Genomic DNA, 10,494 nt, shown 5'->3' with positions numbered 1-10,494 from the left:
TAAGTAAGTAGTAGTNTTTTTTATGGCTTTAAATCCGAGAGTTTCTTCGTTCTTTTATTTTGTTTCTTACATTCCTACTGTCATTCAGTAACCCGATAATGAGTGAAAAAAATGACCTACTATAAGAACTTCTCCTCTGTTTGAGGCAATAAAAAAATTAACTCATTTATAAAATGTCTTTTTCAGGAAGTCGAGTGCGATTTTAAACAAAAAAAGGACGGTCTATTCGTAATCGAATAGACCGTCCTTTTTCGTTTCATCTTTATATACTTCAATCTTCATCTATTTTTCTACGTCGCCTTCCCATGAAGACATCCCTTGAGCCACATTTACAAACTCATAGCCTTCTTCAAGCATCAATTCACTCGCTTGTTGAGACCGGTTGCCAGACTGGCAAATAACAACGTATTTTTCGTCTTGTTGAAGACCATCAAAATCACCATTTTGCATTCCTGTGAGCGGCTTGTTTTGCGCCCCTGGGATATGCCCTTGATCAAATTCAGACGGCTCACGAACGTCTAATACAGTATAACCAGCATCTTGCTTTTCAGCTACTTGATCAATTTGGATTGTTTCATAGTCTGCTTCTTGTCCGCACGCAGCTAACAGTAGCGTACTAACTATTGCGAGCATTAGTATGAGTCGCTTCATCATTACTCGACGTCGCCTTCCCATGCATTCATACCGCCTTCAACGTTTGTTACATTGTAACCTTGGTTATCTAAAAATTTGCATGCTGAACTACTACGTCCGCCAGCTTGGCAATTTACATAGTATTCTTCTTTTTTGTCTAATTCGTTCATCTTGAATTCCAACAAACTTAAAGGTACGTTGACAGCTCCAGGAATTTTACCAGTTGCCACTTCCGACGCTTCACGCACATCAATCACATTTACTTGTTTGCCTTCTGCTAATAATGTTTGTAGTTCTTGTGTAGAAATTGATTTCATTTAAAATTCCTCCTAATAATTTGGTTATTCATTAATAATTCATTCTTAACATAAATCGTTTATGCGTTCAATAATTCCGATACGCGAGTCGGATCGAATCCGAGAACCCACTCACCGTTAATATTCGTTTGTGGCACGCCCATTTGACCAGTTGCTTGGACGAGACGATTAGCAGCAGCTTGATCGTGCTGAACATTTACTTCAGTGTAAGCAACATCATTCTGTTCTAGAAAATTCTTCATCATTGTGCAATAAGGGCACGTATCTGTTGAGTATACTGTAACTTGGTTTGTCATAATCGCTTCCTCCTAATAAATAATGTCTTTTGAAAGTAATTAAAATATACCATAGGGGGTATATCATTTTCAAGAGATTTGCTTAGTATTGATTTTCTTTTTCTGTTTTATTATTTACATGTCAGCTAAACAAAATAAAATAGCATCCCATTGTCGCCAGATTTTAAACCTGGCGACAATAGATGCTATTACCATTTTTATTGATTAGTTATTTTCTTGCGGAAGTATGATCACACCGTAATGAAATTTAGTATTCGGTCGCACGCGTCGTACAAAACCAAAGTTCTCAAAATCTGGTGAACGAAAATGCGCTTTCAAGACAATGCTTTTTCGCGCAACACGTCTAGCTTCAGCTACCCACTGCTCTGTTAACTGCCCTTGATCAGCCAAGCCTTTAAGCGCTGTAAAGTTTGTTGCTTCTGCAATTTCTTCTGTAAACATGGGATCCATGTAAATAACATCGATCGAGTTTGATTCAAGCTTTTGTAGAAACAAAACAGCATCAGAAGCAACCACTTCAATTCGTTTCATGGCGTCTATTAAATGGGGCATTTCACTATACTGTTTTAATCCTTGTTGAACGACGTAAGCAAGTATCGGATGACTTTCACAACCAATAACGCGCCCAGCTTTTCCTACGCGCTGAGACGCGACTAAAGAGTCTGATGCAAGACCTAATGTACAATCTAAAAAAGAATCACCTGGCTTTAAATTCGAAACTACTACTAGTGGATCTTCCTCGAGCGGTCTCTTCGTCCGGTACGCAGCTGAATTCGGATGAAAAAAGAACGGCTCTGTTTTACCCAATGGATAAAACTCAAGCCGTTCTTTTAAACAGATCAACAAATCAGCCGATTCAACTGCATGCATTTTCTCGATAGAGCGCTTATTGCGCGCTACTTGTTGAAGCGACAGTTCTGTTGAAACACGCTCCGCCCACTCCATCATAGATGAAGTAGCGCGGTAGGCTGTTGTGACGACCGTTTTCACTGAGCAGCCACCTGTTCAAGCGCTTGTGCCAAATGATCACGAATTTGCTCCATTGGATAGCCCTCAATTTGTTCGCGCGGAATAAAATGAGCCAACTCACCATCTTTTAACACCGCAATTGAAGGTGACGACGGAGCTACTTCTTCAAAATAATGACGCATTTGCGCTGTTGCTTCTTTATCTTGTCCTGCAAAGACCGTTACCAAATGTTCTGGCTTTGCTTCTACCGTTTGAAGTGCTTCTATAACTGCTGGACGCGCCAACCCTGCTGCACATCCACAAATTGAGTTAATTACTACAAGACTAGTTCCTTTAGCAGTGCTCATATGTTCGTTGACTTCCTCGGCCGTCAACAATTCGGTAAATCCTGCTGCCGTTAATTCTTGGCGCATTGGCACCACAATGCCCTTCATGTATTCATCATATGCGTTCATGCTTTTCGCCCCTTTTCGTTTAAACTTATTCTCAAAACTCTAAGTTTTATCTAGTTAAGTGTAACCTAGATGTTCCATAATTTCATAGTATGTCGATTTAAATGTGATTTTTTTATGAATTTATTAGTTTAGTTCTGTATGATTAAACTTAAGTAATATAAATGAGGATGATAATAGATGGATTTACTAAAACAAATTAACGAATTAGACTTTGCACTTTTACAATCCTTTTCCACTAAGCTTGATCGTCCGTGGGGAGCTTTGTTTTTAAACAGAGACCAACCAGATTATTACGACGCAAATCATGCATATATAAACACACAACCCGAACATCCTAAAAAAGTAATTAACGAAGTGGTATCCTTTTATAGATCGCACTCCATTACGCCGCGGTTTTATTTGGATCACGTCAATTCGTTGACAAGTTTTATTACCTTATTAAAAGAAGAAGGATTTCAGTACGAAGATCTGCCTCAGTCTATTCAGTTATGGAACAAAAAAGTAACGTCGCTATCAATACCTGAACTTGTTACGGTTGAAAAAGTCGACGACACGAATTATCAAGACGCATCATGGGTCGAGTGTCAGATTAACGAATTTGGTGGAAAAGCAGTTCGCGAAAAGGCTTTTGAAACAGAGTTCAAAGACAGTCGTTATACGCATTTCTTATTAAAAGTTAATGGCAGACCGAGTTCGACAGCATGCTTGTTTGTACATAACAATCAAGGTCGCATTGAAAGTGTTGCAACAATTGAAAAATTTAGAGGGCAAGGATTGATAGGTTTTGTATTACAACAAATACAAATAGAAGCTCAAGCGATGAAGCTAGAAAATTTATGGGTTCATCCGATAAATAAGCAAGTTGAAAAAGTTTATAACCGCTACGGCTTTGACACAATTCATACCTTGCAATCTGGACATGCCTTTTTAGATGGAAAGAGCATTAAAGAAATTCGTGACTAAATGAGTATGATAGATTTTAAATGACAGGAGAATTTTATGAAGGAAAAAAAGAAGAAAGATCATTGTTTTGCTGATTTTCTAAAAGATCTTAGTGTCGGTTTAGTACTAGAAATGCTTTTCGCTGCTGTTTGGAATATATTATTGTTCATTCCTAGACAGTTGATTAGCTTGTATAGGAATAGTTAACTTCAAGACAATTTAAAAAGCCACCCATTAGGATGACTTGAATAGTGATATTTGAATACCTTCAGCTGATGGTGGGCGAAGAGTAAGAATATTTCCTATTTCTTCTACCGTATAATCTTTTAAATACTCTTCTACGTCTTTTGCATGCTCAGCTACTGATTCACGAATAAGTTCTCTAATAACTAATGTACTTCTTTTTTGACCTAATACTATTCCATTGACCGTAAGATTCACCTGAAACCCTCCTATGTATACTTAAAAGATATCATAAATTTATTAACAAAAAACGTATACATGGACCTAATATTTTTAAATTTTTTTGAGGAAACGAGTAAATTATTGTCTTTTGTATCATTAAATGATTTTATATACCTACTTCATCCTATATTTATAATAGTTTTCATCATATAACGACGTTTTCTGACAAAGTAAAAAACTACCCAAATGGGTAGTTTTTTTTATTTCACCTTTTATAAACCTATACGAAATGATTTTAATTGAGCTTTTACCAGCTATTATATGCACAAACAAGATGCCTTACTAATTCTAAGTTGCTTTGTTTTAGCCAAATACTGATCACTTAAAGTCGTTTTGACGCTTACTAGGTCCAAAGACTTTATTTAGTCAAATTCGTGATTAATAAAATCCAGCATTTTGCTAAAGATATCGTAATCGAACCATTCAATAGTCATATTTTGAGCATACTCACCGTCTTCTTGAAGTTCGAGATTATTTGATGATAATTGGACAATTTTTGTGTCATCTACTTCATCATCTTGTTTGTTGACTTTTTGGTCATTAAACTCATGAATCACTTTTTCATAAAAAGAATCCCGTTTTTCTCGACTTGCAAATTCCCAAGATTCATATTTTCCACTATATAAAATTTCTATTGAGTAAACATTTGTATTCATTCGATATTCCCCCTTGTAAATGATGATTGCCTGAACGAATCAACTAAAAGCTCTTTACCTCTTTAACCCTTGTTAAAAACATATTATTGAAAATCTAGGTAAAATAAAAAACCGGCGACTCAAAAAGTCACCGGTTTTTTCTATTCACCTTTCATTGCTTGTCGCGCTTCGGTCATTTGTTTCCAAACTGAACCTTTTGCATCTTCGCCTTCTGCAATACGTGCAATGGCCATTTTAATCTGCAATTTCACTTCAAACTCAGGATCATTTTCTGCTTGCTTTAACGCTGGCAATGCTGATTCTGTACCCGTTTCATATAGGAACATTGCCGCTCTCCAGCGAACCAATTTGTTTTTATCGTTTAACGTTTCAATCATAATTGGCTCAAATTCTTCAAATCCCAAATCACTTATGGTGTCCCCTGCAGTTCTACGGACAGCCCAGCTTTTGTCTTTCATTGCACGTTCTACATAAGGAACTACTGCTTTGTCATCGATGTCTCCAAGAAAAATGGCCGCTTGTCGACGAATCGACATTTTTTCGTCATCAAGTGCCAACGACAATAATGACAAATCATCAAGGTCTGCTTCAATCATTTGATCGAGTAGCTGAAAACGGGTTTCCCAGTCAGGCGCATTAAATTCTTCAGGAGTTATTCTACGTCCGCGCGGCGTTGCTTCGTGCTGTTCTTCATCTTTTTTCGTCGTAAGTGCATCCAAGCGTTCTCGTGGATACGTTGCTTCAATTTCTTCTACTATATTTTTACCAATTTCAGATTTATCCCCGTAACGGACACCATAATCTGCCCATTTACGCTGCATCAAGTAGTTTTCTTCTGTCGGGTCCATTACTCTCTTCATCGCTGCAATAAAACGGTCAGGCATACCAAAGCGTTCCTCTGATACGTTATCAAACACTTTCACTTGCAACGGAATGCCTTTGAATTCCTGAACATGAACATACACTTCACCGAAATGTTCATCTAATTCAATTTCGTCACCTGTATGCTCGCGATCTTCCCCGAAGACATTGCGTACTTGTGCTAATATGGCTTCCCAATCAAATTTCGAAATGCGTTCAACGGCTAAGAAATCAGCAACGTGATAAACGCCTTTGACACCGTCAATCGTCAGTAATTCTTGAACTTCTTTTGGAGCAGCTTCTATATTGTCTTTATTGTAATTATGGCTTTTGCCAAACGGCAACTCTTGATCAATGATTACTTTCATCGTATTCGGGCTTGGTGTCGGTTCTATGGTTAAAATTTTCACAAAAATCCCTCCTGCAATTGGTCGATCACGCTTCTGCGATTTCTTGAAGATATGTCCATCGTTCGATTAAGGCATCATACTCTGCAGTTAGCGTGTTCACTTCTTCTGTTAGCTTTTGCAACTTATCATAATCTGCACCCGCTAAGGCCATTTCTTCTTCACGAGCTTCAATCTTTGCTTCAGCTTCAGCGATTTTACCTAAGATGCCATCATACTCTAGTTGATCTTTATAGCTCATCTTTTTTTTCGTTTTAACGGGCTCGGGTACGACTGTTTCCACTAACTCTTGTTCAGCAAGAGCTACCGGGTTGTTTTTCTCTTTTATAAATTCCGAATACAGTCCTTGGTATTCTTCGATTTTCCCAGTACCGGTGGTCCACAATTTCTGTGCAATACGATCTAAGAAAAAGCGATCATGCGAAATTGTGATGACAACGCCTGGGAAGTTTTCTAAGAAATCTTCCAACACAGAAAGTGTTTGAATATCCAAGTCGTTTGTCGGCTCATCTAAAAACAAAATATTGGGCTGTTCCATTAACAATTTTAACAAGTAGAGACGTTTCCGCTCGCCACCCGATAATTTGCCAATTTGTGTGCCGTGACCGTTTGATGGAAACAAGAAACGCTCAAGCATTTGCGTTGCAGATAACCGAACGCCTTTTTCCGCTTCAAAATCACTCGACGTTTCTTGAATATATTCAATCATTCGTTGTGATTCGTCCATTTCAGGTAAATGTTGCGTAAAGTGAGCAATTTTCACTGTGCTGCCGTATTCCATTTTGCCAGTTGTCGGCTCAAGTTCTCCGGCTAACATTTTCATTAGCGTAGACTTTCCTGCTCCGTTTGGGCCGACTATTCCAATGCGATCTCCACCTTGTAAGAGAAAATCGAATCCGCTGAAAATTTGTTTGTCGCCATAAGCAACGCCCATATCTTTGCCTTCAATAATTTTTTACCAAGACGCTGGCTTTGCATTGATAGTTCAAGCGACGTATTGTCGTTTTCTTTTTGAACGCTTTCTTTAATTTCGTCAAAACGTTGAATCCGTGCTTTTTGTTTGGTTGAACGAGCTTTTGCACCGCGGCGAATCCATTTTAATTCTGAACGGAAACGGTTTTCAAGTTTTTGTTGAGACGAAGCATTCATTTCGTCGCGAATGGCTTTGTTTTCTAAATAATCGCCATAGTTTCCTTTATGCGTATACATCGTTTGATCCGCAATTTCGAAAATATGAGTAGATACCGCATCTAAGAAGTAGCGATCATGCGTTACGAAAAGCATAGCTGATCCCATACGTAAAAGAGTTTCTTGTAACCATTCTGTTGAAACCGCATCAAGATGGTTGGTTGGCTCATCCAGAAGTATTAAATCAGCTGGTTCGATTAATGCTTTTGCAAGCGCGACACGTTTACGCTGACCACCTGATAATTCACCTACTGCTTGGTCGTACATATCGATACCCAATTTTGACAAAGCTGTTTTAGCAAGCGCGTTAATGTCCCACGCGTTTTGCTGCTCCATTTTTTCTTGAATATCCATCAATTCGTCTTGAAGTTGTGTCGAACTTGAATCGACCATCATATTTTTTAACGCATTTTCATATGCACGGTTTAATGCGAGAATTGGAGATTTGCCTGAGAATACTGTTTCTAATACTGTTAATGACTCATCAAACTCAGGTTCTTGCATCAAATACGTAATTTGATATTTTTTTGGATGATCCATGACAACACTGTCTGCATCCATTGATCCTGCTAATATCGACATCAAGGTCGATTTTCCTGTTCCGTTTACGCCGATCAATCCGGCACGTTCGCCGGGATACAATGAAAATTCGACATCCTTGAATAATGTTTTGGCTCCAACTGTTTTTGTTAATTTCGTAATATTTAAGTGGCTCATTTATTCCCATCCGTTTCTGTTTGAAGTTGCTTTAAAAAGGATAGCATAAATTCATGGCGTTCTTCAGCCATCTGCTTACCAGTTTCCGTTGTCATTTGATCTTTTAGCAATAAAAGCTTTTCGTAAAAATGCGTAACACTGCTTGGCTGTGCTTCCCGGTATTCCTGCTCGGTCATTTTTGTTCGTGCTATTTCGTTCCAATCGTATAGTTTACGTCCTTTAGCTCCCCCGTATGCAAAAGCTCTCGCAATGCCAATCGCACCAATTGCATCTAAGCGGTCTGCATCTTGAACAATTTTGGCTTCGATGCTAGTTGCGAGCTTACCGTTTCCGCCTTTAAAAGAGACAGATGCAATAACATCTTGTATTTCTTGGCGTTGGTTATTGGTTAAGTCTAAACGCTCTAATATTTCACTCTCTAAATCTTCACCTGGCTTTTTGTACTTTGGATCTGACACATCGTGTAGCAGTACCGCTAACTCAACGATAAAGACATCTGCGTTTTCGTGCGCCAAAATCATTTTGGCGTTTTTCATGACGCGTTCAATATGCTGCCAGTCGTGGCTCGCATCAAACTGCTCATAAATTTTCTTTACTTCATTTTGACATTGGTTGATTTTTTCCTGATCCATTCTCCCGCTCCTATCGCTTGTTTCTTCTATTATAACCTGAAGTGACTCCAAAATGCCTGTATTCCCAACGATTATTGACGTATACATAGGCTTCATGTATAGTATAGCCATCCATAACATGGCGTCTATAGGTCCATGACATACTCAATACTAGGGGGAACTTGTATGAACCAAGGAACAGTAAAATGGTTTAACTCAGAAAAAGGTTACGGATTTATTGAGTATAATGATGGCGATGATGTATTTGTCCATTTTACAGGCATCCAAGGTGACGGGTTTCGTACATTAACTGAAGGCAAAACTGTATCTTTCGATATTATTGATGGCAACCGTGGACCACAGGCTGCAAATGTTATCGAAGTTGACCCAGAATAACAAATAAAAAAAAGCAGGGACGGATTTCCGTTCCTGCTTTTTGTATGCCAGTAGAACACAGTTATTGTTTTGTGCTGGTTCCAATTTTATTAAGTTCTTCCCCAAGAAATTGCAGTTGAGTGCCAACTGTACAATTGCTAATACAGAACCTGTGAGCAGCCGTTTTCCCTTCATCTTTTCGAATTTGGGACCTCACAAAGCAGCCGTCACAATACGTCGTCAGCATTTCATCAATTTCATTGATAATAGAAATTTTCTTCACTTTGTCACCTCTTAGCAAAACATCATTTTCTCATTCTACTACGCATTTGTTTTTTATACCAACAATAGTTATACTAGCTGAGGATATTTTAAGATATGAAGCGGTTCGCGAATTCCCGCTTTACCAAAACTAAGGAGGAAGTTTTTTGTTTAATGAATTTTGGGGACTTGGTTTTGCCTTGTTCAATTTTGTTCTTTTATTAATTATGTATAAATTTTTCGGAAAAACAGGTTTGTTTGCATGGGTGGCGATTTCCACAGTCCTAGCCAACATTCAAGTTACGAAAACCATTGAAATCATTGGCTTGACTGCTACACTTGGCAACAGTTTATATGCTTCCACATTTTTAGCAACCGATATTTTAAATGAAAAATACGGCAAAAAAGAAGCAAAAAAAGCGGTATGGCTCGGCTTTTCTTCACTGCTAATCATGGTGTTAGTGATGCAATTTGGCATTAAATTTATACCTGCTGACAGTGATTTTGCACAAAGCTCTTTAGAAACGATTTTTGGTCTCATCCCGCAAATCGCCATTGGCAGCATGATTGCTTATCTAGCTAGTCAACATTTAGACGTTATTATTTTCGGTGCGCTTCGCAAAATTTTTCCGAAAGATAGTCAATTTTGGATTCGCAATAACGGTTCTACTTTATTAAGCCAATTATTAGATACTTTAATCTTTACTTCGATTGCATTTTGGGGAGTCTTTCCCTTTGATATATGGCTCCAAATTTTCTTCTCAACTTATGTGTTGAAGTTTATTGTTTCTATCTTGGATACCCCATTTGGCTATTTAGCAAAAATAATTACGCCCATTGACGAAAAGTAGGTGATTGGATGTTAGAAGTGTTTGTAGATGCCGCAAGTGCTGGTATACCACAAGTAAGTGCTGTTGGTGTTTTTATTCGCGGGGAAGGCCATGTTATTCACTGGAGCGAATATGTGGGTGAAATGGACAATCACACTGCGGAATTTACGGCGCTCGTTAAAGGCTTGGAACTTGCCAAAGAATTGGCGCCTCAAATGATTTCAATCAAATCAGATTCACAAGTAACGGTTGATGCATTTGAAAGACGGTTTATCAAAAACCCGAAATTCAAGCCTTTACTGGAGCGCGCGTTAGAAATTGGCGACCAGTTTGAGTATTGTTTTATTAAATGGATTCCAGACTCTCAAAACCGAGCGGCGGATGCTCTTGCTAGAACTGAACTTCGCGCACATAAATAATGGTACAAACCTGCAGTTGCCCTTGAGTTTTATGGGCGGCTGTTTTTCTTTCTATGCATACGTCAGTGCTAAAGTCTGATAAGATTAAATTA

General features: G+C 38.4%; 14 protein-coding genes and 1 pseudogene. 4 read left to right on the top strand and 11 right to left on the bottom strand.

From position 1 onward, the window contains the following. Nucleotides 1-282: 282 nt before the first annotated feature. From GPDM_RS08195 to GPDM_RS08175, 5 genes are all read right to left on the bottom strand, one after another. On the bottom strand, nucleotides 283-675 hold the full coding sequence (locus tag GPDM_RS08195; RefSeq protein ID WP_237704147.1) for a rhodanese-like domain-containing protein: 393 nt from the start codon (nucleotides 673-675) through the stop codon (nucleotides 283-285). Then, entirely contained in the window at nucleotides 654-950 is a 297-nt protein-coding gene (locus GPDM_RS08190) for a rhodanese-like domain-containing protein (RefSeq protein ID WP_008430552.1), read from the bottom strand. Before GPDM_RS08190 ends, GPDM_RS08195 begins: the two co-directional genes overlap by 22 nt. Nucleotides 951-1,009: 59 nt before the next feature. Then, a complete protein-coding gene (locus GPDM_RS08185; protein WP_008430550.1) occupies nucleotides 1,010-1,246 on the bottom strand; it encodes a glutaredoxin family protein in 237 nt (78 codons plus the stop codon). 204 nt (nucleotides 1,247-1,450) lie between these two features. Further along, nucleotides 1,451-2,236 carry a class I SAM-dependent methyltransferase gene (locus GPDM_RS08180; protein ID WP_008430548.1) on the bottom strand — a complete coding sequence of 262 codons (786 nt, stop codon included), beginning with the start codon at nucleotides 2,234-2,236 and terminating at the stop codon, nucleotides 1,451-1,453. Then, nucleotides 2,233-2,670: a BrxA/BrxB family bacilliredoxin gene (locus GPDM_RS08175; RefSeq protein WP_008430547.1), complete on the bottom strand. Its 438-nt coding sequence runs from the start codon at nucleotides 2,668-2,670 to the stop codon at nucleotides 2,233-2,235. Before GPDM_RS08175 ends, GPDM_RS08180 begins: the two co-directional genes overlap by 4 nt. 177 nt (nucleotides 2,671-2,847) lie before the next feature. Here GPDM_RS08175 and GPDM_RS08170 point away from each other — a divergent pair, with 177 nt between their 5' ends. Beyond that, a complete protein-coding gene (locus GPDM_RS08170; protein WP_008430546.1) occupies nucleotides 2,848-3,633 on the top strand; it encodes a GNAT family N-acetyltransferase in 786 nt (261 codons plus the stop codon). A gap of 213 nt (nucleotides 3,634-3,846) precedes the next feature. On the opposite strand, the gene GPDM_RS08165 is transcribed toward GPDM_RS08170, so the two are convergent. From GPDM_RS08165 to GPDM_RS08145, 5 genes and pseudogenes are all read right to left on the bottom strand, one after another. Then, complete coding sequence (locus tag GPDM_RS08165; RefSeq protein ID WP_008430544.1) at nucleotides 3,847-4,053, bottom strand: hypothetical protein; 207 nt, start codon at nucleotides 4,051-4,053, stop codon at nucleotides 3,847-3,849. Between the two features lie 386 nt (nucleotides 4,054-4,439). Then, nucleotides 4,440-4,733 carry a hypothetical protein gene (locus GPDM_RS08160; protein WP_008430543.1) on the bottom strand — a complete coding sequence of 98 codons (294 nt, stop codon included), beginning with the start codon at nucleotides 4,731-4,733 and terminating at the stop codon, nucleotides 4,440-4,442. A gap of 140 nt (nucleotides 4,734-4,873) precedes the next feature. After that, complete coding sequence (locus tag GPDM_RS08155; RefSeq protein WP_008430542.1) at nucleotides 4,874-6,004, bottom strand: conserved virulence factor C family protein; 1,131 nt, start codon at nucleotides 6,002-6,004, stop codon at nucleotides 4,874-4,876. A gap of 25 nt (nucleotides 6,005-6,029) precedes the next feature. Further along, nucleotides 6,030-7,906: pseudogene (locus tag GPDM_RS08150) on the bottom strand (ABC-F family ATP-binding cassette domain-containing protein). Then, nucleotides 7,903-8,538: an HD domain-containing protein gene (locus GPDM_RS08145; RefSeq protein WP_008430538.1), complete on the bottom strand. Its 636-nt coding sequence runs from the start codon at nucleotides 8,536-8,538 to the stop codon at nucleotides 7,903-7,905. The pseudogene GPDM_RS08150 and the gene GPDM_RS08145 overlap by 4 nt, the downstream one beginning before the upstream one ends. Before the next feature lie 165 nt (nucleotides 8,539-8,703). Between GPDM_RS08145 and GPDM_RS08140 the strand changes: the two genes are divergently transcribed. Next, nucleotides 8,704-8,913 carry a cold-shock protein gene (locus GPDM_RS08140; RefSeq protein ID WP_008430537.1) on the top strand — a complete coding sequence of 70 codons (210 nt, stop codon included), beginning with the start codon at nucleotides 8,704-8,706 and terminating at the stop codon, nucleotides 8,911-8,913. 61 nt (nucleotides 8,914-8,974) lie between these two features. Here GPDM_RS08140 and GPDM_RS08135 read toward each other — a convergent pair whose 3' ends face one another. After that, entirely contained in the window at nucleotides 8,975-9,175 is a 201-nt protein-coding gene (locus GPDM_RS08135) for a zinc-finger domain-containing protein (RefSeq protein ID WP_008430536.1), read from the bottom strand. Nucleotides 9,176-9,320: 145 nt separating this feature from the next. On the opposite strand from GPDM_RS08135, the gene GPDM_RS08130 reads away from it, so the two are divergent. Then, nucleotides 9,321-10,004 carry a queuosine precursor transporter gene (locus tag GPDM_RS08130; RefSeq protein ID WP_008430535.1) on the top strand — a complete coding sequence of 228 codons (684 nt, stop codon included), beginning with the start codon at nucleotides 9,321-9,323 and terminating at the stop codon, nucleotides 10,002-10,004. A gap of 8 nt (nucleotides 10,005-10,012) precedes the next feature. After that, nucleotides 10,013-10,402 carry a ribonuclease HI family protein gene (locus GPDM_RS08125; protein WP_008430533.1) on the top strand — a complete coding sequence of 130 codons (390 nt, stop codon included), beginning with the start codon at nucleotides 10,013-10,015 and terminating at the stop codon, nucleotides 10,400-10,402. The last annotated feature ends 92 nt before the right edge of the window (nucleotides 10,403-10,494 follow it).

The sequence above is a fragment of the Planococcus donghaensis MPA1U2 genome (genome assembly GCF_000189395.1).
GTDB classification, from domain to species: Bacteria; Bacillota; Bacilli; order Bacillales_A; family Planococcaceae; genus Planococcus; species Planococcus donghaensis_B.
This window is presented reverse-complemented; position numbering and strand designations above follow the sequence as displayed.

Excerpts from the sequence above, each read along its gene's own strand:
- GPDM_RS08195 (WP_237704147.1), bottom strand. The coding sequence starts at position 675 with ATGGGAAGGCGACGTCGAGTAATGATGAAGCGACTCATACTAATGCTC.
- GPDM_RS08170 (WP_008430546.1), top strand. The coding sequence starts at position 2,848 with ATGGATTTACTAAAACAAATTAACGAATTAGACTTTGCACTTTTACAA.
- GPDM_RS08160 (WP_008430543.1), bottom strand. The coding sequence starts at position 4,733 with ATGAATACAAATGTTTACTCAATAGAAATTTTATATAGTGGAAAATAT.
- GPDM_RS08125 (WP_008430533.1), top strand. The coding sequence starts at position 10,013 with ATGTTAGAAGTGTTTGTAGATGCCGCAAGTGCTGGTATACCACAAGTA.
- GPDM_RS08185 (WP_008430550.1), bottom strand. The coding sequence starts at position 1,246 with ATGACAAACCAAGTTACAGTATACTCAACAGATACGTGCCCTTATTGC.
- GPDM_RS08145 (WP_008430538.1), bottom strand. The coding sequence starts at position 8,538 with ATGGATCAGGAAAAAATCAACCAATGTCAAAATGAAGTAAAGAAAATT.
- GPDM_RS08175 (WP_008430547.1), bottom strand. The coding sequence starts at position 2,670 with ATGAACGCATATGATGAATACATGAAGGGCATTGTGGTGCCAATGCGC.
- GPDM_RS08190 (WP_008430552.1), bottom strand. The coding sequence starts at position 950 with ATGAAATCAATTTCTACACAAGAACTACAAACATTATTAGCAGAAGGC.
- GPDM_RS08140 (WP_008430537.1), top strand. The coding sequence starts at position 8,704 with ATGAACCAAGGAACAGTAAAATGGTTTAACTCAGAAAAAGGTTACGGA.